This is a genomic window from Pseudomonas sp. MF6755 (assembly GCF_016405635.1).
GTDB lineage: Bacteria > Pseudomonadota > Gammaproteobacteria > Pseudomonadales > Pseudomonadaceae > Aquipseudomonas > Aquipseudomonas haemolytica.
The window spans coordinates 83,686-106,607 of record NZ_JAEKDA010000022.1; the positions used below are offsets into that span (position 1 = coordinate 83,686).

Below are 22,922 nucleotides of genomic sequence, written 5' to 3' on the forward strand. Positions count from 1 at the left end.
ATGGAAGATCCGCTCAGCATCGCAGTTCGTTTCGCGCTGTATACCGATTTGATGATGCTGTTCGGGCTGGCCCTCTTTGGCCTTTACAGCCTACGCGGCGCAGAACGCCGCTCGGGCGCCGTATTGCCTTTCAGGCCCCTGCTGAGCGCGACCGCTTTGATCGGCCTACTGTTGTCGGTTGTCTCCATTGTGCTCATGGCCAAAGCCATGAGCGGTGCTTCTGAATGGCTAGAGGCTGTGCCTCACGTCGAGATGATGGTGACGCAGACGGAGCTTGGCACTGCCTGGCTCATCCGCATGGCCGCACTGGTGGGGGCTGCTGTGGCCATCGCCTTCAACCTCCGGGCGCCTATGGCAAGCCTGCTGATGGTTTCGCTGCTGGGGAGCGTGGCCCTGGCTACTTTGGCGTGGACAGGTCACGGGGCCATGGACGAAGGCTCCCGGCGCTTTTGGCACTTCAGCGCGGACATCCTTCATCTGTGGTCCTCGGGCGGCTGGTTCGGCGCGCTGGTGGCTTTTGCACTGATGCTGCGGCCCAACAAGGTCGAAACCCTACAGTCAGTCCAGGTGCTGTCGCGCACGCTCAGCGGTTTCGAACGGGCCGGCGCGGTGATCGTGGCGCTGATCGTCCTCACGGGCGTGGTGAACTATCTGTTCATCGTTGGCCCCCAGGTCAGTGGCGTGGTGAAAAGCACCTACGGGGTGTTGCTGCTGGGCAAGTTGGCACTGTTTGGCCTGATGGTCGGATTGGCCTCGGCTAACCGCTTTATCCTGAGCCCGGCGTTTGAACGGGCGGTCCACCGGGGCGAGTACACGCGAGCGGCCCGCTCGATCCGCTACAGCATGGCCCTGGAGCTGGGCGCCGCCGTCCTGGTGCTGGGCTTGATTGCCTGGCTTGGCACGCTGTCCCCTGAGATGGAAGCGGGGATGTGAGTGTGCCTGGCCCTGTTTTGCCGTCACACTGGCCCGGTGCCGTGGAGGGTTGAATATGAAACTGCTGGTCGCCGAAGACGAACCGAAAACCGGGATCTATTTGCAGCAAGGCTTGCGGGAGGCCGGCTTCAATGTGGACCGCGTGGTCACCGGCACGGATGCCGTTGACCAAGCGCTCAATGAAGCCTATGACCTGTTGATTCTTGACGTGATGATGCCGGGCCTAGATGGCTGGGAAGTCATCAGACGCCTTCGCACCGCTGGCCAGTCCGTACCGGTGCTGTTTCTGACCGCACGCGACGGGGTAGACGACCGGGTCAAGGGCCTGGAGCTGGGCGCCGATGATTATCTGGTCAAGCCGTTTGCCTTTTCAGAACTGCTGGCACGGGTGCGAACGTTGTTACGGCGCGGCAGCAGCAGCCTGCCGGTTCAAACGAGCCTGCAAATCGGAGACCTTCAGGTGGATTTGCTCAAGCGTCGGGCGACTCGGGGCGGCAAGCGAATCGACCTTACGGCCAAAGAGTTCGCACTGCTGGAGTTACTGATGCGCCGGCAAGGTGAGGTGCTGTCCAAATCGCTGATAGCCTCCCAGGTCTGGGACATGAATTTTGACAGCGACACAAATGTCATCGAGGTGGCCATACGGCGGTTGAGGGCCAAGATTGACGATGACTTCGAGGCGAAACTGCTGCATACCTGCCGGGGAATGGGTTACATGCTAGACGCGCAGGACGAAGGATGAAGCCTGGCTCACTCACCTTGCGCTTGAGCCTTCTGTTTGTGGTCGCGGTCGCCGTCGTCCTTATTATCGTGGGGGTCGCCTTCAACGAACTGAGCCGTCACCACTTCCGCGCCCTGGATGCGCAGACGCTGGGAGAAAAGCTGGAAGCGATTAACCAGATCGCCAAGGAATCAGACGCGAACCCGGAACTGGTTAAGGCGCGCTGGCACACCCTCTTGGGAGCCCATCCTGACCTCAGCGCTGTATTTCTGAAGATCGATGGGAAACCTTTTTTTGCAGAACCTCCTCAATCAGCAGCGCCATCGCTCACGCAGGCCACCCAGCGCGATGGTGTCTGGGAGTGGGAAAACGAAGGCCGCATGTTCAGGGCTCTGACCGCCTCAGTATCGCTGCCCACTGCCAGCCCACCGTTGACCGCCTGGCTTGTCCTGGACGTGACCACGCATATGCACTTCTTTGCCATGCTTGAACGCTGGTTTTGGAGCGTTCTGGTGGCCAGTACCGTGTTGAGCGCGGCCCTAGGGTGGCTGGTTGCCAAGAGTGGACTAAGGCCGGTGGCCAAGGTGATCCAGACCGCCGCCTCAATGTCCGCTGGCTCGCTGAAGGAACGCATCCCCTTGGAGCCAGTACCGGACGAGTTGCGTGAGCTGATCACCGCGTTCAATTCCATGCTTGGTCGCCTGGACGATTCCTTCGTGCGCCTATCGAATTTTTCCGCTGACATTGCGCATGAGCTTCGTACCCCGATCAGCAACCTGCGGACCCACACCGAGGTGATCCTTGCTAAAAAGCGTTCTCCCGAGGTGTATGAAGAGAATCTGAGCTCCAACCTGGAAGAGCTCAACCGTCTTTCGGGAACCATCGACGGCATGCTGTTCCTAGCCAAGTCCGATAACGGACTAGTTGTGCCCGAGCCTGTTGAACTGGACCTGAGAACGGTCATCAGCAAGCTGTTCGGCTATTACGAGTTTCTGGCTGAGGACAAGGGGATTCAGCTGCAAGCATCAGGCAACGCTTCTATCTTCGCGGACAGCGTGATGGTCGACCGTATCGTGTCAAACCTGCTGTCCAATGCCCTGCGCTACACGCCGTCAGGGGAGACTATCAAGGTCAGCATCCACGACCACGGAGGGCGGGTAGAGCTTTGGGTGGAAAACCCTGGTCCCGAAATAGCCCCGCAGCACCTGGACCGCATCTTTGACCGGTTCTACCAGGTGGACCCTGCGCGGCGAGAAGGCGCCGGGAATTCGGGGTTGGGGCTGGCGATTGCCCGGTCCTTGATGCAAGCACATGGGGGCACTATCTCGTGTACGTCAACTAGCCGCCGAACAGCCTTTATCCTAACGTTTGTGCGCTAGGGCTAAGATCGTACAGCCTCGCACGGCGGCTATGCTCGGGCCTCCTAGCCAAACGCTGGCTTAGGCCGCCATCGCCTCACAGGCCTGAGCGCAGGCATGGCAAGCCTGAGCGCAATGCTGGCAGTGATTGGCCTCGTGATTGCCGCACTCGTCTGCGCAGGCTTTACAGGCCTTTGCGCACAGGGCGCAGAACTCTTTGGCCAAAGGACTTTGGCGTGCCATCAAAGTCGCCGCGAGCCTGCACATATCTGCGCAATCCCTGTCCAGCTTTATGCAGTTCGCCATCATTTGAACATCCTGCTCTTGCAAGCAGGCTGAAGCACAGCTTTCACAAGCCATTGCACAGCGTAGGCACTCTAAAATGCAATCATCATAACCACTGTTCATGAAGTAATCTCCGGGGTTGTCGGTCGATTTAGACGTTGAACTCAATGCCTTCTTCTCAAGGCACAGTAAGTCCGACTGATCCAGGCATTACGAGTTTCTCAAGTTTTATTACATTTCTGTAAGGTAAGGAAAAGGCTACCTATCATTAGCTTGTTAGCTCAAGGGAGATCACTTGCTGCAAAGCATTTACCAGACCAATAAGTTTTCGCCTATCGACCGCTCACCCTCCCATTAGCCAGCCGTCGCTGTCGTCCCGAAAAGTCGGCACAAGCCCAGTGGGTGTGGAGAAGAGTCATTGCGATGGGTAGTCAGCCACCACCTCCTGCTCGCCGGTTTTCTTCAGGCCAATGATTTGATAAGCGCTTTTGTGGCCAGTTTCCATGCCGGGTGAGCCCATTGGCATGCCGGGTGCGGCCACGCCGATCAGGTCGGTCCGGCGTTGAAGCTCAGCGATTTGTTGCACCGGTACATGGCCCTCGATGAACTTGCCATTTATTACGCCGGTATGACACGACATTAATTTATCAGGCACACCCAGTTTGTCCTTCACCGGGCTCATGTCTTCTGCGAGATGGTCATTGACCGTGAAGCCATTGTCCCGCAGGTAAGCAATCCACTTGGAGCAGCATCCGCAATTGGGGTCCCGGTACACGTCGATTACGTGCGCAGGAGCGGCTTGCGTCACTGACGCGACCGCCAGCGCCATGGCTGCGACAGTGCGCCGTCCAGCGGTAGTAAGGCTTATGAATTTCATGTGCGGCCATCCTATAAACTGAGTGATTTGCAGCTTACCTTGCCTCAATGAGATAGAAAAATGGAGTAATCGGCGCTTGAGATTTTGGACTGCTCAAGCGTATGCATCAGTACCCGACGTCATGCCATATGGTTTTTGGACAGGGTTGATTCAACGCACCATGCTTCGGTCGCTGCTTAATCAGTGTAAGAAATGCGTTATCACCAATTATTGCCGTCTGTCGGTTTCAGGGGCAATGACGGCATATGACGTTGCTTTTGTGACTGAGGACACGACCAATGATCGCTGCCGAGCCATTTATGAGAATGAAATGCAGGAACTAACGAAATCCCATCAGAATGACCAGCGTAGGCTCACGTCAGTCGAATTTCAGACGCTGGCCCAAGTTCCGGCCGCGGTCGAGTGGTTTGCCAACCTCGACAACCCTCGCACACGACGCGCCTACCAAAATGACCTGGAGGACTTCTGTGGTTTTGTCGGATTGGCTTCAGCGGATGAGTTCCGCGTGGTGACTCGATCCCATGTGTTGGCTTGGCGTGCCCAGCTCGAGCATCGCGGTTTGGCCGGAGCGACGATCCGGCGCAAATTGGCAGCACTGGCCAGCCTTTTTGATCACCTCCTGGAGAGCAACGCGATCGCCGGCGGCAATCCCGTGCACGGGGTAAAGCGACCGAAGATTGAAAGCAACGAAGGCAAGACGCCGGCACTGGGCGATCACCAGGCGAAAGCGCTGCTCGAGGCGCCGGATGAAGCAACTCTTAAAGGGCAGCGCGACCGGGCGATATTGGCTGTTCTTCTCTATCACGGCCTGCGCCGTGAAGAAGCGGCGCTGCTGCAGGTGAGCGACATTCAGGAGCGCCGTGGTATTCAGCATTTGAAGGTACACGGCAAAGGCGGCAAGGTGCGTTACCTGCCGTTGCACCCCGTGGCGGCCGGGCGTATTCACCAGTACCTAGAAAGCTCAGGGCATCATTGGGCGGACAGGAAGGTGCCGCTATTCATACCATTGCGCGGCAAGCTGACCGGTGCCGGCATCACAGCCAATGGCATCTATACGGTGGTGTCGGCCTACGCGAGGAAGGCGGGGATTGAGGTCGACGGCCTGGGCGTCCATGGTCTCCGAGCCACCGCAGCAACCAACGCCCTGGAGCATGAGGCCGACATCGCCAAGGTTCAGGCCTGGCTGGGTCATGCCAATATCAGCACAACCAAGATCTACGATAGACGAGAGAACAGGCCGGAGGATTCACCGACCTACAAAGTGAAGTATTAAAAAGCAAGGCGGCACAAGAATTCGCGGCTTGGCTAACATTGATCCCGCAAATTGGATAGGCCCGTCTGATATCGGGGAACCAATGCACGCTCCTGAAAGGTCATAGAGCCTATTGATCGGTACCGGCGATCCGTTTAAAAACAAGTATGTGTTCTGCTTTTGTGGCCGCGCCGGTTTTTCGAGATCTTCTGATGTCCGGGATATTATCTCGGATTGCATTTGTAAGTTCAAACTTCCCGGTGGACAAAAGTGCATCAATGTACGAACGCGATGGGTGGGTTTTGGTCCGCTTTCTGATTACCGTCTCTCCGATGATGAGTACTACAATTCCGCCGAGCTTAAGTGACTTCAGTGAGTGCATCACTAATGAAGAGACCATAGCCTCTAAGCCTTTAGATTTATCCGTGGGCTCAGTTGAATAATTTTGCGTGTTGCGATCAAGAATCCAAAGCCTCAGACGGTTGTCGCGCCGGTAATCAAGCGCATTCATATACGGAGGGCTTGTTATTATCGCGTCGACGTTGTTGGGCAATACCAGACCTTCAATGCTAGATTTCTTGACGCGCTGTGACTCAGTAGATGTCGAGCTAGTATTCTTGAACGCGCGTGTAATCTTCGCGCGCATACGGGGCATCAAAGCCCGGTATTCATACATTTCCGGAAACTCTGATTTAGGGTATTTTTTGTCTCGCAGGTATGGCACTAGGTGACTACTGGGGTAAGACAGAAATCCGGGCCGCTGATGGTGAAGGATACCAAGCAGACAGCCTAACAAAAACCAATGTCGGCCAGCGATGCATTCGTCAGCAAACTTCAAAAGCTCCATGAAGCTTTGCGGGTGAAAAAAAGAACGGACCCAATCTGGAGCGTTATCGAAGCTGTCCTCAGATCGGTGAATGGATTTCGCGTATACCTTTTCTAGCTGGCTCAGTGCAGTAGCTAGAGACGCAGGGGGGCCTAGCTTGGCCTTAGTGAGCACAAAAGCATAAGGGTTTGCGTCACTCGCGATCACATGCCTCCCGGCAAGGAAAGCTTCAAGTGGCACGGTACCAGATCCGCAGAACGGGTCTACTATTAATTGTCCAGGCTGCGTGTAGCTGGAAATTAGTTCCCGAGCGATGTTTGGCTTCAGCTTCCCGATGTATGGTGACAGCTGATGGAGAGACGAGTATGTGGCGTCCGATGGTGCAGCCCAGTGATCGGGAGCATCCGTGAACTCCAGCCCTCCTATCAGGGTATGAATATTCATCGGCCTACCAGTCCATCGTCTCAAGAAGGCCCATTCTTGCCTCCTCGACTTGGGTTCTCAGTTCTTTAATGCCGAGACCGAGCTGTGCGTGGTTATCGGTGGAATCGTAAGAAATTGTCTGGAAGTTCATAGAGTGTTCCATGACCTCTAACACCTGCGAAGACATACTGCCCTCGGGCATGACGACATAATGCGGGCGCGATCCCTTGTAGCGTAGCGAATAGTCTTCTAGAAGCAACGCCATATCGGGGTCCCGCATGGACGCTCCGAGAAAAAGGAAGGTGTGGGTCATGAAAAGTGCTTCTAGCACAGAGTAAAAATGTGAGTGTTTTGTTCGTGCATCTGCGTAGTCTATTCGAGTAAAAATCGTACTGCCTGGTGTGTCGATAGTACCGTGTACCTTGATAATGCAACGATTTTGCCTTCTGATTACATCCGCCACGTCGACATCTGAGTGGGCCTTAACAATCACATCGCCGTGCAAAATAGTATTAGCGATAGTGTCGTAGAGCTTATCGACATTGGTGGTAAGCACAACCCTTGAGTCAATTCCGACTAGATCGCTGTGGATTTCACCGGGGTGAAATCGTTTTTCTGAAAAGCAATGAAGTAACTCAGAGTTGAAGTTAGCGGGTCTTAGTGATTTCCTTGCAATTTCACATGCTGTAAGTAAGTCTCCAGCAGCAATGCATTCTCTCACTGCCGCGGCAGCTGGCGCGTCTGTTATCAAACCTGCCAGATGAGCAAGAAATTCGGTCCAGTCCATCGGACGCTCGCCTTTATCGTTACACGAATTTTTCGAGACACCCGCACCTAAAAACAATACGCATCGGCGACGAGCGATATCGTTAATCAGGTCTTTTGGCCAATTGATCATACCTATGCGGCTCCCTTTACAGTCTTCAAGTTCCGAATCAGAGAGCCGGATAGGGCGGCAATGAATTTTATGTAGGCCCCTTGCTGGTTGTACTGTCCACCTGAAAGGCCATCTTTCGACGTTAATAAATCTATCGGGGAGGCAGCACTTTGCGCCAGGGGAACTAGGCTGAACATGTGAGGCACGTCGCCAAGCTTGAGCATGTCTTCATCCAAACCTGGTGCCATCATGTCGCCTAAGCTTGAATTGATATTTTTAGGGATCGAATTTAAAATTTCATCATATGCTGCTGTCGCACGGCGCTCATCCCTGATTGTCTTAGTGATGTATTGCTGTACTGTATAGCCAACAAAACGACACATCTGGCTTTTATCAGTCTTGATGGGATAGCTCGAGATTTGGTCTGCAAAATTTCGTTTGCATAGCTCTAAGCCTTGAAAGTACAACGTGTGCCAATCTTGCAACCAAGCCGCTATGTTTTCGATCCCAATCAAACTGAAGATGTCACATCCCATCGGAGCTAGAAAATAGTCAACACCAACAAGGACCGCTCGATTCAGAGCCCCAAGACTTGGGCCAATGTCGAATACCACCAAGTCATACTTTCCGTCGAAAGCACCGAGAAAATCTGTGTTCCAGTTTGTGACCCTAGCGCCGCCCAGATCACCACCAACGAATGAGGTCCAATTGGTACTGAGCTTATCCTCAAGCAAAGCAATCTTGGGATGGCCTGGCAACAAATCAATCCCGAACCTGTTGTGCTCATGGGAAACAACGTTGAAATCTTTACGAGGCGCTGGCTCACCAGCGTTGAGTGGCGATAGCACATCCTTCAGTGTATCGACGGGAATCTGCTGCCCATTGACGTTAAGGTATCCCCCGCTATAGATCTCTGCCGCGACGGTGGAACCTAAGATCAGCTGAGATGCATTGCATTGAGGGTCCGCATCGACCAGCAAAACTCTGAGGTTTTCGGTTCGAGCTAAATATGAAGCTACATTGCATGCTAACGTGGTCTTGCCTACTCCGCCTTTATTGTTAAAAAAGCATAGCGTCCAAGGTTTTTCAGCTGTCTTCGATTCCATGACGTTCTCTGCAGGCTTCGGCGGTATCGGCATCTTGACATGATACGGCACGCGACTCAGGTTTGCATTGCACGACCGCTGGTTTCGAACGTCATACACCAACTGGGTAGACTGCTCGTCGGTCACGCCGCCTTCCTTGCGCGCCTGCTGCTCTTGCACGCAGCCCGGCGAGCGCGGCTTCACACGCACGGGCAGTGCCAGCATGCTCCCTGTCATATGGCCGCTCCGACAGTGTCCCAATCGGGGGCAGCAAAACGCGGCGCACGGCGCGATAAGCGATAAGCGATAAGCGATAAGCGATGGAGATTGAAGGCTGTTAAGCGCTGGAGACACAGCAAGAGGCTGGGGCAAGTGAAAACCAAATGGACGCCAGAGCATCCGGGGTTGACGCAAAGGTGCGGCATGCTCACCTGAGTGCATATGGGCTGTTTGAGGACCCCGGACTCACGCCTCGGTCAGTATATGCAGGAGAAACGTTCGGTGGCACGGTAAAACTTAGCCACCGCGCAACAGCCTACAATTCGGCACTACGAAGAGAACGATCCGATCCCCACTTAGCGCATAGACAGGCCGCTTTGGGTCGATAGCTGACCCACGAGACTGCTCGGCGGGCCTCAGCGACGTGACGTGGTAAGGTTGAGTTGCCTACTTATCCTCTGGCGTAGTCTAGGATGTCGTGTAGCGCAATCCACGGATGATTAGATTTCTCATCGTTAGTCTTGCACGCGTGGGCGTGAGCAAACGGGCTCTCGCTGTCTTCCAGGGCCTGGCTTTCAAGACATCCAGTGCACACCGCTCGCCCGGCTACGATCATCCAACGTGCATTCCATTGTTCAACCCTTTGCTCGCTGTCCATATCCCGCTCCCTTCCGCATGAGCTTTGAGTAACCGACGATACATGCGCATCGGCTGCTTTTATACGCTCGGAACGATACCCTCAATTGAAGGTTACACTGCTGGATTGATAGCTAGAGCAGTCCAGCGAAGTTACCCGCCGGATAAAATCGCCATTTAACGTAAACCCCGTTATTCGCAGCCGAGCAGTACCGCAGTTCGTACTGCTCGAGCGAGTTGGGAGCTTTCATTTCCAGATACAGAGGGAATAATCTGACAACGCCGGTGAGAGTATGAATCACTCTCTATCTTCTACCCTAATACGCCGCTTAGCTGCGCTGTTCATCGACCTGTCGCCGACCGCTGTCCCTTCCCAAGCTCTACAACGGCTTCAGGCCACTCATCTGCATAGCTGCGCGTCCTTCTGACGACTTCATGTACTGGAGCAATGCTTGGGCTTCCTTAGGATGGCTGCTGTCATTCATCACCGCACCGGAATACAAGACCATCTGCTGCACGCTGTCGGGTATCAATCCGACAATATCAATGCCTGGTACAGCTTTGAGCTCACTCAACTGTTGGAAACCCAATTGGGCATCGCCGCGAGCGACGGCGTGGCCCACAGGCTCGGCTGAAATAGCCTCGCTTTTCAACACAAAGTTCTGGTCAAGCTTCATATGCGGGAACAGCCAATGTGAAAGGTACATGCCGGTTGGACTGTTTGCGTAACCGACGGACTCAGCCTTCATCAACGTATCGCGCAAAGCATTCACAGTGTCGATCTTAGGCTTTGGAGCCCCATCCTTTACCGCCATGGCGATGAACGACTGCCCAAGCTCGACCAAGGTGGTTGGATCGACACGCCGTTGCGCAACTAGTCTGTCCATCGCAGCCCTGTCCGTCACAACTAGGTCGAAACCTTCAGGGCTGGGTTTTTGCTGAAAAGCATCTGCCAGCGGCGCACCAGCGGTCGGCGCTTTGATGATCTCAAAATGGATTGCACCGCCTTTTTCGTAGTCGCGAGCGATGGCGGCAGCCGCACCGATGAAGCCGCTGGCGGATAGCAATCTCAGCGTCACTGGACCATCTGCGGGCTTATCAGCTGCATGGCTCAGGCCGGAGCTCAAAAAAATGCAGATCAGCAAAAGTGGTCTGAAGCGCGGGTGCATGGCAGTCAATTCCTCGTCTGGAAAACCCCCACGCTAAAGCACCGTCTGACTTACCCCGTGTTAACCCGCGTTAAGAAAAATTTACTTTAACGGACAGACGTACCGGCTCATCTTGCGCCTGCCGTTAGAATGTATGCCCACAAGTCTGGAGTTCAGAATGAATCGTGCGTTAGTCATCGAGGACGACGAAGTCACCGCACAGGCCATCCTCACCGAGCTTGACGCCCATGGATTTCAGGGTCAGTGGGCGGACAATGGACGCGACGGTCTCGCTTTGGCCATCGCAGGAGGCCATGACGTTATTACCCTGGATCGCATGCTGCCCGATTTTGACGGATTGACGATCGTCAGCACGCTACGTCAGTTGTCTATTAAGACCCCAGTGCTGATGATCAGCGCCCTTTCGGACGTGGACGAACGCGTTCGGGGCCTGCGCTCGGGTGGCGATGACTATCTGACCAAACCATTCTCAATGATCGAAATGATTGCGCGCCTCGAGGTGCTGCTACGTGACTCAACACCCGACGAGGCGGAACATTGCCTACGCTTCGGAGGCCTGGAGATGAACCTTATTGCGCAGGCCGTCACTCTCGAAGGTGAGGCAATCGGGCTGCTTCCCACCGAATTCAAACTCCTGACCTACCTGATGCGCCACGCCGGGCAATTAGTCACGCGCACTATGCTGTTTCAAGAAGTCTGGGGCTATCACTTCGACCCCGGCACGAACATCATCGACGTCCACCTCACTCGCTTGCGCAAAAAAATAGAAGGCCCCGGCGCGCCCGTAATCCAGACTATTCGTGGGTCAGGCTATGTTCTCGTCGACAAGGACTGAACGCTGGCGGTCCAGCGGGAGCCGTTTGATCGGCCTTTATTCACTGTTTTTCGTAGCCTGGGGCGCCGTCTTCACCGGCGTATTGTACTGGCAAATTACCCGCTATCTGGGCTCTGTGGCCGAGCGAACACTCATGCAGCGCGCTCATTATTATCAAAAGGTTGATGATGAAGCGTTGGTGGCCGAGCTTGCCGGGAGTGAGGTGTATTCCACCCCAGGTATTGATGCTTACGGGTTGTTCCAAGCTAATGGCGAGCACTTGACAGGAGACTTGCTCAAGCTGCGCGCCAATCTTCCTGACGATGGGCGAGTCCATTATCTGGAGCGCGGTTTAAGCATCGCGTTACCCAATGAGGAAACGCGTAGTAGCTACGCGCTGCGGCTTGATCGCGCTGATGGCAGGATCCTGATCCTTGCAAGAGACGGAGGCTCGATCTCCGCCGTGGCGGGCATCATCGGTCAGGCGGTTTTCTGGGGGTTGTCGCTGACGCTGGTTCCAGGGCTAATCGGCTGGCGTCTGCTGCGAAGGCGCCCTATCAGGCGAGTAGAACGGTTGCAACGCAGCACGGAGCGGATCGTTTCGGGCAACTTGCGTGAGCGGCTGCCGCTTTCAGCCCGCCGTGATGAGCTCGATATGCTGGCCAACGCGGTCAACACTATGCTCGAGCACATCGAACAACTGATGCTGGAGGTCAAAAGTGTTTGTGACGGTATCGCACATGACCTGCGAACTCCGCTGACCAGGTTACGGGCCCGCCTTTATCAGTTACAAAAGCTGCCGCTGCAAGAGGCCCATGTCGATACGCTCAACTTAGCACTTGAGGAAAGCGAATCCATCATGTCGCGCTTTCAAGGCCTGCTCAGAATTTCTGAACTGGAGGACACCCGACGGCGCTCGGGCTTTGAAGCATTCCAGCCTGAACATCTGCTAAGGCAAGCTCACGAGTTTTATGAGCCGCTTGCTCATGAAAAATCTCAGCAACTGATCCTGCAGACACTTGGTGACTATCCGTCGCTGAAGGGCGACACCTCTCTGCTGTTCGAGGCGCTGGTGAACCTGATGGACAATGCAATCAAGTTCAATCAACCGGGAGGAAGCATCTTTCTCCGCTGCGTGCGGAAGGAGCGCAGCCTGAGCATCGAGGTGGAGGACAACGGGCCAGGCATCCCCTGCAACGAACTCAACAGCGTGACCCGACGTCTTTACCGCAGCGACCAGACCCGGCAGCAACCCGGTAACGGTCTGGGGTTGTCGCTGGTGGCTGCGATTGCCCGCCTCCATGGGTTTGGGCTAAGAATTGAGGCAGGCATCGATGGTCGTGGCACGCGAGTAGCGCTCGACTGTCCTGTGCACGATGGACGGCACGACGCTTCTTAAATTTTTCTTAACCCTGCTTAATTGGTCGCTGTTTTTTCGCTGGTCTAGGTTGTCGCACCTCGCGTCTAACCAAGGCTTTTCGTACGTGAAATACCTGACCCTACGTTTCGTCCTGACTCTCGTGTTGACTCATTTGCCGGCAGCGTCTGCCGCTCCTGTTCCAGCAGGCCCTATGACGCCTTCGGCCCCGCAACTGCACGCAAAGTCTTGGGTGCTTATGGATGCTGCTACTGGGGACGTGCTCACTAGCCATGATGAAAATGAACACCTGCCCCCTGCCAGCCTGACCAAGTTGATGACTGTGTACGTCGCGACCAATGAGATACAGGGCGGCCGATTGCGATCCGATGATGAAGTCACCATCAGTGAAAACGCTTGGCACACCGAGGGGTCGCGAATGTTCCTCGATCCGCAAAGTAAGGTTGCCATTCATGACCTGTTGCGCGGGATTGTCATCGACTCGGGCAATGATGCCAGCGTCGCACTCGCCGAGCACATTGCCGGCGATCAAAACAGCTTCGCCGGGTTGATGAACGTCACCGCGAATCGGCTAGGACTCCGCGACACGCACTTCATGAACCCTACCGGTCTTCCTGCGCCAGAACATTATTCTTCAGCGCTGGACATGGCGAAGCTTGCACGCGCGATCATCAACGATGAGTCGGCCTACTATTCGCTCTATAAGCAGAAACATTTCACCTGGAATGGCATACGCCAACCCAATCGAAATTTGCTGCTGTGGCGGGACGAATCCGTGGACGGTCTGAAGACAGGCCACACGGAGGCAGCGGGTTACTGCATGGTCACCTCTGCCATGCGTGACGGTCATCGATTGATCACCGCGGTGTTTGGCTCCACCTCTATGAAAAATCGCGCCAATGACGCTGAGAAGTTGTTGAGCTACGGTTTTCGCTTCTTTGACACCCAAACGTATGTGAAGGCCGGTCAAGTCCTCTCGGAGCCTATTCTCTGGAAAGGCATAAGTCGTACGCTGCCAGTAGGGTCGCTGGATGATATATCCCTGACCCTGCCAAAGGATCGGAGTCGTAAAGTCGATGTTCGCGTCAAAATCGACCATCCGCTCGTCGCCCCTCTCGCGATGGGTACAATCGTGGGCAGTCTGGACATTTACGACGGCGAAGAGAAACTGACCACAAGGCCTCTTATCTCGTTGGAAGAAGCCCCGGCGGGAGGGTGGTGGAAACGTGCTTGGGACGCACTGCATCTATTCTTTCTGAACATGCTTGGGAGTGACAACTTTACCTACAAATAACTCGCAGCCCCACCCCTCAATGGGCCGGCAGGCCTCACCCTAACTGAGGCTTTGAATAGTTACGATCTGGGTACATGCGGAGCGTAGTTTTTGACAGTGTGACCTCACTGTTTCTCTCAGAGAGGAATTGGCTGAAGGTAATGGTCAGGCGTTCCAGGCACCGGCAGTTGCCTTTTGTTACGATGGAAGTTCACCCCTCCGGTTATGCCACTTTACAAGGTGACAAACGACCATCACGCATCAGCGTTTTCGAACAAGGAGCCCCTCATGGGTAAAGAACCTGTGGATGATCCGACCATTAAAGGTCATTCCGCCAGTGATGACGGCATCCCAGCCCCTAGCGGAGCTGCCAACCTTATTGATACCGATTATGTTATCGGGCAAGACAACATCAAGGGCGAGTTCTCTTTCTCCCTCGATATCCACGGCAAAGTGTTCATCATTTCTGCCACTGCAATCCTGCTTTTCGTCGTCTTGACGCTGGCATTGCAGAACGAAGTGGAGCCTCTATTCAGTGCCATTCGTAATTGGTTGACCGGGCATCTTGCGTGGCTCTTTATGAGCATCGCCAATATCTTTGTAGTGCTGTGCCTGGTCCTCATCGTTTCGCCTTTGGGCAAGGTCAGACTGGGGGGAAGAGACGCCAAACCGGATCACAGCTATGTCGGCTGGTTTTCGATGCTCTTCGCTGCCGGCATGGGTATCGGCCTGATGTTCTACGGGGTTGCCGAGCCAATGTCCCATTTCGCAGCGTCTATGGGGGGTGTCACGGTTGATGCCAGCGGAGCCCGCACGGACTGGGCGCCATTGGGCGGAGCCGCAGGCGATGCCAAAGCATCGGCAGATCTGGCAATGGCCGCCACGATTTTCCACTGGGGTCTGCACCCATGGGCCATCTACGCAATCGTCGCGCTGTCGCTGGCCTTGTTCTCGTATAACAAGGGCTTGCCACTCTCGATCAGATCGGTTTTTTACCCACTGCTCGGGGAACGCGTGTGGGGTTGGCCGGGACATATCGTCGATATTCTCGCCGTTTTCGCGACCCTGTTCGGCCTGGCAACTTCCCTTGGGATTGGCGCAGAGCAAGCCGCCGCCGGCCTCGAATACCTGTTTGGCATTCAGTCCACGAACCTCAGCAAGGTCATGTTGATCGTAGGGATCACGCTGGTTGCGCTCTGGTCAGTGCTTTCCGGTCTGGACAAGGGTGTGAAAATGCTCTCACAGATCAACATGGGCCTGGCTTTGCTGCTGTTGGTGTTCATCATCGTGGTCGGGCCCACACTGGCGATCTTCACCGGTTTCTTCAAAAACCTGGTGACATACGTGGAGTATCTGCCTGCGTTGTCCAATCCCTTCGGACGCACCGACACCGAGTTCACGCAAGGCTGGACTGCGTTTTACTGGGCCTGGTGGATCAGCTGGTCGCCATTTGTCGGCATGTTCATCGCCCGTGTCAGTCGCGGCCGTACGGTCAGGGAGTTTCTGATTTCGGTACTGCTCGTCCCTTCAGTGGTATCGGTGCTGTGGATGACCACCTTCGGTGGTACGGCCATCGACCAGGCCACCGTGCAGGGGCTCGTTGGCGTCAAGGACGCTGTTCTGGAATTGAAGCTCTTTGCGATGCTCGAAGGCCTGCCACTCAAAGAGATCACGTCGTTTCTGGGCATCGTGCTGGTCATCGTGTTCTTCATCACTTCGTCGGACTCCGGGTCGTTGGTAATTGACACCATCACTGCGGGCGGCAAGGTCGACGCGCCTGTCCCTCAGCGTGTCTTTTGGGCCGTGATCGAAGGCGTCATCGCGATCGCACTGCTCTTGGGTGGCGGTCTGGTCGCGCTGCAGGCTATGGCGGTGTCAACCGGGTTGCCGTTCGCCATCGTGCTGATGATTGGTTGTATCTCTCTGGTGAAAGGACTCATGTCCGAACCTCGATAGCGACGCCGTTGATTCCTTCCCTTCCCCCCACGCTCAACCGCACAAGCGCATCCCATCCAGGGTGCGCTCGTGCATCAGACAGAGGACCGCATGTTTCAAGACGTAGTCAGCTTTTTCGTCAATTACACATTTCTGGGCATCTCATTAGCCAACTGGATTTTTGCGGGGTCGTTGATCGTCGTCAGCTTTGTGCTGGCAAGGACGGTAATCGGCTTCTTCCTGAGACGACTCAGGCAGCAGTCGGCCCAGCCGAACGCGCACCTGAGTCGCATCGCTGTCGAGGTGTTGTCGGGCACCAGTAATACGTTGCTGTTGCTGGCCTCGATCCTCATCGGAGTCGGGGTTCTGGATTTACCCGAGCGCTGGCTGGGGCGTGTCAGCAGCCTCTGGTTCGTGGTCGCGGCTTTGCAAGTCGGGTTGTGGGTCAATCGAGCCCTGGCACTGGCACTTGCCCGCTACTTTCGCAGGCACAGCACTGCAGATACCTATCAGGGAAGCGCGCTGGCAACCTTGAGTTTGTGGGGCGCCAAGGTTTTCCTATGGGTGGTTGTCGTGTTGGCGATGCTGTCCAACGTCGGCGTTAACATCACCGCCTTTGTTGCCAGCCTGGGTGTGGGAGGTATCGCGGTTGCACTGGCGGTGCAGAACATCCTGGCTGACGTCTTCGCCTCGTTGTCCATCGCAGTCGACAAGCCGTTCGAGGTGGGTGATTTCATTGTAGTCGGCTCGCTCTCAGGAACCGTCGAGCATGTCGGCCTGAAGACCACGCGCATCCGCAGCCTGGGAGGTGAGCAGATTGTCATGGCGAATGCCGAGATGATCGGGAGCACGATTCAGAACTACAAGCGTCTGCAGGAGCGCCGAATTGTGTTCGAGCTGGCGCTGACCTACGGCTGTTCAGCTCAACAGATTCGCGAGGTCCCGCAACGTATCGAAGGCATTATCCGGCAGCAAAAACTCGCACGCTTTGACCGCTGCCATTTCCGCAACTTCGGTAGCAGTGCTCTGGAATTTGAAACGGTCTACATCGTGCTCGACCCTAGCTACAACGTGTACATGGACGTCCAACAAGCCATTAACCTGGCCATTGTCGACGCCTTTGCCGAATTGGGCGTGACCTTTGCCCACCCTTCCCGCACGGTGTTCATCGAAAGCGTCCCGGCCAGGGAGACGCTGGACAGTTACGCGACCGGGGCTCGTGAGCAGACTGCTAACCGTCCTGACAGGACTGACCATTGACCGATCAAGACGTCCGCTGCGCCGCTTAGCTCCAAAGCGATCCGAGAGGCGTTGAGGGGCCGTGGTGCGTCGCGACCTGAGCCTGCAATAGTTCGGCCGCCGCCAGTGCATCGGTGAGGGCATGGTGGGCGTGGTACATCGGCAGGTTGTACCGGGCCCGGCTGTCGGCCAGGCGGATGGACAGTTGAGGACGGCGCAACAGCCGCCCCAGCCAGCCGGGCTTCTGTCTGTGCAGTCGGGCCTCAAGTTGCATCGTGTCGATAACCGGGAATTGTAGCCCTTCGCCCAGATATTCCAGAAATGCCTGATTGAGGAATGCACGTTCGATGTTGCGGTAATGGACGACTATCACCTTCCCGGTCATCGCGTTCAGAAGCGTCTCGTAGACCGCCCCGAATGTTGGCGCGTTGGCAACTTCTGCGTGGGTGATGTGGTGGAACGTGACGGATTTTCCGCTCAGTTCTGAAACGGGCTGTATGACCTGGTAGTGCGCATGCTGGCACTGAATACGCCGGAGGGTAAACGGCAGCATACCGATGCTGATAATGCTGTGTGATTGCGCATCAAGGCCTGTGGTTTCCACGTCCAGTGCCAGAAAATGCACGTCTTCTACAGGCGTGTGTGCAGCCACCACACCCGCCCGATAAAAGCGCTGCAGCGCGGGATGGCTCGCTTGCTGTGACAACTCGTCGAACCTGGCCGGCCAGTCCAGAACGGCATCAGCGCTGGGGTGGGCTATTGTCATTTTGGCAATCGTCCCTTGGGCGGATACCGAAAGCGCAGGAAGTTCTGACCGTTGCTAAGCACTTGGAACGCTTCTTTGAGATTGTGCCGTTCACTGTGAGTGAAACGCTCGGGCTCGATGTAGTTGTCAGGCGTCATGCCGTGCTCCAACGCATCTGCCTGATGCCGGATGCGTACCATGGACAGGAACTCAAGGGCATACCTCAAGTGTTTCACGGCATCGGGTTGCATCACGCCGGCAGCAGCAATAGCGTCCAGGCGATCAAAGGAGTTCTGCGCCAGGCTGCCGCAGGCCAGTGCGTGGATACGGATAAGATCGGTCAGCGGCGCTGTTCCCCGACCTTTGAGGTTGATGATGCGTTTTTGCTCGCCGTCCGTTTCGACGACAAACGTGCGAAAGAAACCCAAAGGCGGGGTACGGTTGAGCGCAATCCTTGCCAGTGCGCTCAGAAATCCAGGGCTGGACAAGGATTTGCCGGCGCACAGTAACTTGAGTTCGTGAATAAGGTCGAGCTTCCCGTAAACCCCGTCTAAATCAAAAAAGATGCAACTGTGCAATAGGGCCGAGGGGCTCGGTTTTTCCATCCACTGCCGAAAGTAATTTCGCCACACACTGAGGGGTTGGCGCCATTGCTCATTGGTCGCCATGATGCCGCCCTTGCAATAGGTGTAGCCGCATGCGGCCAGCCCATCGCTGACGAAGGTCGCCAGGCTGCGAAAATAGGCGTCGTGCAGGGTCGCGTCGTAGCTATCGTCCAGGACGAGCGCATTGTCCTGATCCGTCACCAGCAGTTGCTCGTCTCGAGCCATCGAACCCAGCACCATAAAACAGTAAGGCACTGGCGGCGGGCCGTATTTCTTTTCGGCCAGTTCAAGCAGGCGCTGGGTAAATGCCCTGCCGATTCCAGAGATCGCGCTGCCGATCATGTGAGCCGTAGCGCCATCGCGGACCATACGAATGTAGGTACCTCTCAGGTCCGTCAGCAGAGATTGCAGGCCTTGTACGGAGGTCTGGTTGGATATCCTGCTGACCAGATACAAGCTGCTATGAGACTCGTAGCGGATGATGTCCGACAGATTGATCAGCCCCGCCGGCCGGCCATCCCTCAGCACAGGCAAGTGGTGAATGTTACGCCGCAGCATCACCAGCATGGCCTCGAAAACCGACTCGTCAGCATCGATCGACACAGGGTCCTTTGTCATGATGTCGCTGACGGAAGTTTGCTCGCCGTCGAGCCCGGCTGCCACGACCCGCGTACGCAGGTCCCGGTCAGTCACAATGCCGCAGATTTCTGGGGTTTCCTGCTCGGCAGGCGTCGTCATCACCACCACACACGCCACGCTTTGCTCAGCCATGATTCTGGCAGCATCCCTCACACAGGCGTCAGAGGCGACCCAAACCAGTGATCTCGACAGCAACGCGCGACATCGAAGTTGAATCAATTCGCTGGCACGCCCCTGGGCCTCCACAGCCGACTTGAGCCTGGAGTGGCCCTCGGCCTCGACAAAATCCGCGAACGCATCGTGATGCCCGCACAGTTCGGCGAATACATCTGCCGGAATGAAATAGATGAGGCTGTCTTCGAGCGCTCTCGCTGGAAAGCGCACTTTGTTACTTCGCAGCAGCCCCGCCTGGCCGAAAATGTCGCCCTCGACCAGCCGGTTATACAACTCGCCGTTGCGGCGGTAGATCTCAACCGCACCGCTGCGAACGTAGTGCAGGTCCTGAATGGTCGCCCCGGCCTCAAGAATCTCGCTGCCGGCTTTGAAGTAGCTGACTTCAGTCCGCCGCGCAATGGTGTCGATCACTTCCCTTGGCAGGGCGTCGAAGGGGGCGAAGCGGCAAAGATGGTTGCTGATCTCTTCTAATTCAACTTGCATGAAACCTCATATCGAGCGGGACCAAGGCTAGAGCTTTGCCTCATCAAAGATGCTGAAGCTGCATAACATCATTGCCAAGGGATCAGATCTTTTTGCGAGCGACAAGTCTGACACTCAAGGGAACTGAAATGCCTAACCTAGCGTGGGATGTGATTTGCCCATGTTAACGTTGAACCTTTGCTGCGCAGCTTGCCCCTCATATCGGATGCGTCGCACTTCACCGCAACGCCCTTATCCTCTTCATACATGGAGCTTGTAAACGATGCTGGACACGGTCGCAGTATTTCTCAGCATCACCGCGGTGCTAGCGTTTCTCAACAGACGGTATGTGGGTTTGCCGCCCGCCATTGGCGTAATGAGCATTGCGCTGGCGCTTTCGCTCGTGAACATGGCGCTCAGTGGACTGGGCTTTGAAGCGTTGCATACATTCGAAACCTCACTGGTGGAGTCCATCGACTTTTCAGAGCTGTTGATGCAAGGCATGTTATCGCTGCTGCTGTTCGCTGGCGCACTACACGTAGACTTATCACAGCTGCGTGCCTACCGATGGCAAGTTGCATCACTGGCGGTCGTTGGAACGACGGTTTCGACACTGTTCATTGGTTTTGCGCTGTGGGCGCTGCTCTCCCTTACTGACCTGGCTCTGCCCCTTTCATACTGCCTGGTATTCGGTGCGCTCATCTCTCCAACGGACCCCATCGCGGTAATGGGCATTTTGAAGTCAGCAGGTGCACCCGCAAGCGTCGAGCTGGTGATCTCGGGCGAATCGCTGTTCAACGACGGCGTCAGCGTCGTTCTGTTTTCGCTCATCCTGGCGATGATTGTCAGTGGTGACGCGCCCTCGGTACTTGGCGCCTCACAACTGCTGGTCGAGGAGGCCGGCGGCGGCGCACTGGTCGGTGCAGTGCTGGGCTACATCACCTACCGAATGCTCAAAAGCATCGACAGCTATCAGGAAGAGGTGCTCATCACCCTGGCCGCAGTCCTTGGCGGCTACGCCCTCGCGACTCATCTGCACGTCTCAGGTCCGCTGGCGATGGTGGTAATGGGCCTGATTGTCGGTAATCAAGGCCGCTCCTATGCAATGTCGGAAGAAACCGAGAGAAACATTGACATGTTCTGGCAGTTGATTGACGAAATACTCAATGCGGTTCTTTTTGTGCTCATTGGCCTGGAAGTGGTGCTGATTCACTTCTCAAGCTCGCTTGCTGTCACAGGTCTGGCCGTTATCGTGCTGACATTGCTCGCCAGGCTGCTGACGGTTGGTGCTCCCGTCGCAGCGCTGGGCAGACGCTTTAAGCTGCCTGCCGGCGCCTGGAGCGTGATGACCTGGGGCGGATTAAGGGGAGGTATATCAGTAGCGCTGGCGCTGTCGCTTCCTCCGGGTCCTGCCCGGGACGTGGTCGTATCGCTGACCTACATGGTCGTGGTGTTCTCCATCCTGGTTCAGGGCATGAGTATTGGAACATTGGTGAAGCGCGTGATCCCGTGCAGGAAATGAGCGCGGGTCACCAGGGCCGAGGGCGGATATCACGGGAGCGCAGCGGCAATGCACGCGCGCAACCGCGCCTTGTCACTATCAAGCGTCATCGCCGCCTCCGCCCGTTCCAGGATGACCCCGATGTGACGTGCGCACACGGCGGCATATAACACCGGACTGGCGTGCGCCAGGCTTGCGAGCGCTTTGACGAGACGAACGTTCACCTCAATGAGCGCTGAGCCGTCACGCGCAATCGGTGAGAAGAAATCATCGAACATATCCTCTATTGAAAGCCCGCGCACATGCACGCAACTGCACTGTGCTTCAGGCTTTTCCAGCGTCCCAGACCTGGCCTGTGCATTGAACGCGCGAATTCCCCTGCCAATGACATCGATTGCCGTGCCCGGGTCATTTACGGCGGGCGAAAGCGCCCTTGATGCGATCTCCGACAATACGGACAAACCAAAGCGAGGGTCATGCTCGAAGGTTCTACGAACGCCAAGGGAGATAGCGGACAGGATTTGCCTCACGTGAGGTTCATCCAGCGGTTCTGTGCTCGTTCTCATTACCTGTGCCAGCAGCTCGCCCTCGTTTATGAAGCTGCCCGGCAGTATCTCAAGATAAATAAGCGCAGCATGTTTCTGTGCGAAAGCGTCCAGCGCAGGCACGTCGATGTGCTGCACGTAGCCCACCTCTCGACTGCGGATCGGGAGCAGTGGCAGCACCTGACCCGGAGGCTCCGGGTAGGCGCATCCGCCTAGGTAAGGCAGTTGGCGGCGTTCCGTGAGCGCACTGATGGTGGCGGCCTCGACTCGGTCGATCGTCTCACCTACCCGGCCAAGCCTGGACAGATGGTCGATCCATCGCAGCAAGGTGTAGACGATCAGTACCACCACGGCGAGTGTGACCGCGAACAAGATAACCCGGCCCTGAGCGCCATACGCACCCGTGCTTAGAGCGATGATGCCGACCAGGCTAAACAGAAAGGAGCCAATAAAGGTCGACAGCGCGTTCTGAGTGGTCGAGTCCTCCATGACCAGTGTTGTGGCGCGCGGGGTGGTGCCCGTGCTGGCTGCTCCATAGGCCGTGACCATGGTACTTAGAGAAAACGTCGTCACGGCCAGCATGCTGGACGCGATGATGCCCAGAATCTTGTCGACGGCATCGGCGCCTATCTTGCCAGGCAGGTCTATAGGAATGTGGTCTCTGAGAACGACAGCCAGCAACGCCGTGACAACGCCCAATAGGGAAAACAGTCCCGCTCTGAACCACAGACGTCTGGTCGTGCGAATCAATAGCCATTGCCACCGAGCAACCATTGCGAAACTCCGCTGTTACGTGAGGGTAAGTTGGATGATATCTGCACCAACTAAGGATGGTCTGAAGTAGCCATGTATTTCCCCGGCATACCACCTAGCGCAACTTTTAAACTCGCCAAATGATCAAAAAACAATCAATTCGACGAGTATTTCTTACGTTTTCGCCACCCGGACCCC

At 55.9% G+C, this 22,922-nt stretch carries 19 protein-coding genes; 10 read left to right on the forward strand and 9 right to left on the reverse strand.

The window, feature by feature from the left end:
• Genes copD through JFT66_RS25675 form a run of 3 tightly spaced genes read left to right on the forward strand, consistent with a single transcriptional unit; the run spans window position 1 to window position 3,033 of the window.
• Window positions 1–933 carry a copper homeostasis membrane protein CopD gene (gene copD / locus JFT66_RS25665; protein ID WP_060406111.1) on the forward strand — a complete coding sequence of 311 codons (933 nt, stop codon included), beginning with the start codon at window positions 1–3 and terminating at the stop codon, window positions 931–933.
• 55 nt (window positions 934–988) lie between these two features.
• Window positions 989–1,675 (forward strand): heavy metal response regulator transcription factor, encoded by a 687-nt coding sequence (locus JFT66_RS25670; RefSeq protein WP_005782521.1) that lies wholly within the window; start codon window positions 989–991, stop codon window positions 1,673–1,675.
• Window positions 1,672–3,033: a heavy metal sensor histidine kinase gene (locus JFT66_RS25675; protein ID WP_060406112.1), complete on the forward strand. Its 1,362-nt coding sequence runs from the start codon at window positions 1,672–1,674 to the stop codon at window positions 3,031–3,033. Before JFT66_RS25670 ends, JFT66_RS25675 begins: the two co-directional genes overlap by 4 nt.
• Before the next feature lie 60 nt (window positions 3,034–3,093).
• Here the strand turns inward: JFT66_RS25675 and JFT66_RS25680 are convergent, their stop codons facing one another.
• Together JFT66_RS25680 and JFT66_RS25685 are read right to left on the reverse strand one after the other, a co-directional pair.
• Window positions 3,094–3,420 (reverse strand): four-helix bundle copper-binding protein, encoded by a 327-nt coding sequence (locus JFT66_RS25680; protein ID WP_058432273.1) that lies wholly within the window; start codon window positions 3,418–3,420, stop codon window positions 3,094–3,096.
• A gap of 292 nt (window positions 3,421–3,712) precedes the next feature.
• The gene (locus JFT66_RS25685; protein WP_060406113.1) at window positions 3,713–4,174 is read right to left on the reverse strand and encodes a DUF411 domain-containing protein; all 462 of its coding nucleotides are present in this window, start codon (window positions 4,172–4,174) and stop codon (window positions 3,713–3,715) included.
• 310 nt (window positions 4,175–4,484) lie between these two features.
• On the opposite strand from JFT66_RS25685, the gene JFT66_RS25690 reads away from it, so the two are divergent.
• Window positions 4,485–5,447 carry a tyrosine-type recombinase/integrase gene (locus JFT66_RS25690; RefSeq protein WP_198860392.1) on the forward strand — a complete coding sequence of 321 codons (963 nt, stop codon included), beginning with the start codon at window positions 4,485–4,487 and terminating at the stop codon, window positions 5,445–5,447.
• Between the two features lie 109 nt (window positions 5,448–5,556).
• Here JFT66_RS25690 and JFT66_RS25695 read toward each other — a convergent pair whose 3' ends face one another.
• The 4 genes from JFT66_RS25695 to JFT66_RS25710 form a co-directional block, all read right to left on the reverse strand.
• Window positions 5,557–6,696, reverse strand: coding sequence for a DNA methyltransferase (locus JFT66_RS25695; RefSeq protein WP_198860380.1), 1,140 nt, complete (start codon window positions 6,694–6,696; stop codon window positions 5,557–5,559).
• Between the two features lie 4 nt (window positions 6,697–6,700).
• Entirely contained in the window at window positions 6,701–7,573 is an 873-nt protein-coding gene (locus tag JFT66_RS25700; protein ID WP_198860381.1) for an SIR2 family protein, read from the reverse strand.
• Window positions 7,574–7,575: 2 nt separating this feature from the next.
• On the reverse strand, window positions 7,576–8,862 hold the full coding sequence (locus JFT66_RS25705; protein ID WP_198860382.1) for a ParA family protein: 1,287 nt from the start codon (window positions 8,860–8,862) through the stop codon (window positions 7,576–7,578).
• A 1,010-nt stretch (window positions 8,863–9,872) separates the two neighbouring features.
• Window positions 9,873–10,661, reverse strand: coding sequence for a substrate-binding domain-containing protein (locus JFT66_RS25710; protein ID WP_198860383.1), 789 nt, complete (start codon window positions 10,659–10,661; stop codon window positions 9,873–9,875).
• Between the two features lie 157 nt (window positions 10,662–10,818).
• On the opposite strand from JFT66_RS25710, the gene JFT66_RS25715 reads away from it, so the two are divergent.
• The 5 genes from JFT66_RS25715 (at window position 10,819) to JFT66_RS25735 (ending at window position 17,321) form a co-directional block, all read left to right on the forward strand.
• Window positions 10,819–11,496: a response regulator transcription factor gene (locus JFT66_RS25715; protein WP_198860384.1), complete on the forward strand. Its 678-nt coding sequence runs from the start codon at window positions 10,819–10,821 to the stop codon at window positions 11,494–11,496.
• On the forward strand, window positions 11,474–12,874 hold the full coding sequence (locus tag JFT66_RS25720; RefSeq protein WP_198860385.1) for a sensor histidine kinase: 1,401 nt from the start codon (window positions 11,474–11,476) through the stop codon (window positions 12,872–12,874). The genes JFT66_RS25715 and JFT66_RS25720 overlap by 23 nt, the downstream gene beginning before the upstream one ends.
• 85 nt (window positions 12,875–12,959) lie before the next feature.
• Window positions 12,960–14,147: a D-alanyl-D-alanine carboxypeptidase family protein gene (locus JFT66_RS25725; RefSeq protein ID WP_332875124.1), complete on the forward strand. Its 1,188-nt coding sequence runs from the start codon at window positions 12,960–12,962 to the stop codon at window positions 14,145–14,147.
• A 267-nt stretch (window positions 14,148–14,414) separates the two neighbouring features.
• Window positions 14,415–16,082, forward strand: coding sequence for a BCCT family transporter (locus JFT66_RS25730; protein WP_198860386.1), 1,668 nt, complete (start codon window positions 14,415–14,417; stop codon window positions 16,080–16,082).
• Between the two features lie 90 nt (window positions 16,083–16,172).
• Window positions 16,173–17,321: a mechanosensitive ion channel family protein gene (locus JFT66_RS25735; protein WP_198860387.1), complete on the forward strand. Its 1,149-nt coding sequence runs from the start codon at window positions 16,173–16,175 to the stop codon at window positions 17,319–17,321.
• 25 nt (window positions 17,322–17,346) lie between these two features.
• Here JFT66_RS25735 and JFT66_RS25740 read toward each other — a convergent pair whose 3' ends face one another.
• The gene (locus tag JFT66_RS25740; RefSeq protein WP_198860388.1) at window positions 17,347–18,066 is read right to left on the reverse strand and encodes a 3'-5' exonuclease; all 720 of its coding nucleotides are present in this window, start codon (window positions 18,064–18,066) and stop codon (window positions 17,347–17,349) included.
• Window positions 18,063–19,946 (reverse strand): DUF294 nucleotidyltransferase-like domain-containing protein, encoded by a 1,884-nt coding sequence (locus tag JFT66_RS25745; RefSeq protein WP_198860389.1) that lies wholly within the window; start codon window positions 19,944–19,946, stop codon window positions 18,063–18,065. The genes JFT66_RS25740 and JFT66_RS25745 overlap by 4 nt, the downstream gene beginning before the upstream one ends.
• Before the next feature lie 262 nt (window positions 19,947–20,208).
• Between JFT66_RS25745 and JFT66_RS25750 the strand changes: the two genes are divergently transcribed.
• A complete protein-coding gene (locus JFT66_RS25750) occupies window positions 20,209–21,447 on the forward strand; it encodes a cation:proton antiporter (protein WP_198860390.1) in 1,239 nt (412 codons plus the stop codon).
• 29 nt (window positions 21,448–21,476) lie between these two features.
• On the opposite strand, the gene JFT66_RS25755 is transcribed toward JFT66_RS25750, so the two are convergent.
• Window positions 21,477–22,745, reverse strand: a complete 1,269-nt coding sequence (locus JFT66_RS25755) for a DUF2254 domain-containing protein (protein WP_198860391.1) — start codon at window positions 22,743–22,745, stop codon at window positions 21,477–21,479.
• Window positions 22,746–22,922: the final 177 nt, after the last annotated feature.

Excerpts from the sequence above, each read along its gene's own strand:
- copD (WP_060406111.1), top strand. The coding sequence starts at position 1 with ATGGAAGATCCGCTCAGCATCGCAGTTCGTTTCGCGCTGTATACCGAT.
- JFT66_RS25670 (WP_005782521.1), top strand. The coding sequence starts at position 989 with ATGAAACTGCTGGTCGCCGAAGACGAACCGAAAACCGGGATCTATTTG.
- JFT66_RS25675 (WP_060406112.1), top strand. The coding sequence starts at position 1,672 with ATGAAGCCTGGCTCACTCACCTTGCGCTTGAGCCTTCTGTTTGTGGTC.
- JFT66_RS25680 (WP_058432273.1), bottom strand. The coding sequence starts at position 3,420 with ATGAACAGTGGTTATGATGATTGCATTTTAGAGTGCCTACGCTGTGCA.
- JFT66_RS25685 (WP_060406113.1), bottom strand. The coding sequence starts at position 4,174 with ATGAAATTCATAAGCCTTACTACCGCTGGACGGCGCACTGTCGCAGCC.
- JFT66_RS25690 (WP_198860392.1), top strand. The coding sequence starts at position 4,485 with ATGCAGGAACTAACGAAATCCCATCAGAATGACCAGCGTAGGCTCACG.
- JFT66_RS25695 (WP_198860380.1), bottom strand. The coding sequence starts at position 6,696 with ATGAATATTCATACCCTGATAGGAGGGCTGGAGTTCACGGATGCTCCC.
- JFT66_RS25700 (WP_198860381.1), bottom strand. The coding sequence starts at position 7,573 with ATGATCAATTGGCCAAAAGACCTGATTAACGATATCGCTCGTCGCCGA.
- JFT66_RS25705 (WP_198860382.1), bottom strand. The coding sequence starts at position 8,862 with ATGCTGGCACTGCCCGTGCGTGTGAAGCCGCGCTCGCCGGGCTGCGTG.
- JFT66_RS25710 (WP_198860383.1), bottom strand. The coding sequence starts at position 10,661 with ATGCACCCGCGCTTCAGACCACTTTTGCTGATCTGCATTTTTTTGAGC.
- JFT66_RS25715 (WP_198860384.1), top strand. The coding sequence starts at position 10,819 with ATGAATCGTGCGTTAGTCATCGAGGACGACGAAGTCACCGCACAGGCC.
- JFT66_RS25720 (WP_198860385.1), top strand. The coding sequence starts at position 11,474 with ATGTTCTCGTCGACAAGGACTGAACGCTGGCGGTCCAGCGGGAGCCGT.
- JFT66_RS25730 (WP_198860386.1), top strand. The coding sequence starts at position 14,415 with ATGGGTAAAGAACCTGTGGATGATCCGACCATTAAAGGTCATTCCGCC.
- JFT66_RS25735 (WP_198860387.1), top strand. The coding sequence starts at position 16,173 with ATGTTTCAAGACGTAGTCAGCTTTTTCGTCAATTACACATTTCTGGGC.
- JFT66_RS25740 (WP_198860388.1), bottom strand. The coding sequence starts at position 18,066 with ATGACAATAGCCCACCCCAGCGCTGATGCCGTTCTGGACTGGCCGGCC.
- JFT66_RS25745 (WP_198860389.1), bottom strand. The coding sequence starts at position 19,946 with ATGCAAGTTGAATTAGAAGAGATCAGCAACCATCTTTGCCGCTTCGCC.
- JFT66_RS25750 (WP_198860390.1), top strand. The coding sequence starts at position 20,209 with ATGCTGGACACGGTCGCAGTATTTCTCAGCATCACCGCGGTGCTAGCG.
- JFT66_RS25755 (WP_198860391.1), bottom strand. The coding sequence starts at position 22,745 with ATGGTTGCTCGGTGGCAATGGCTATTGATTCGCACGACCAGACGTCTG.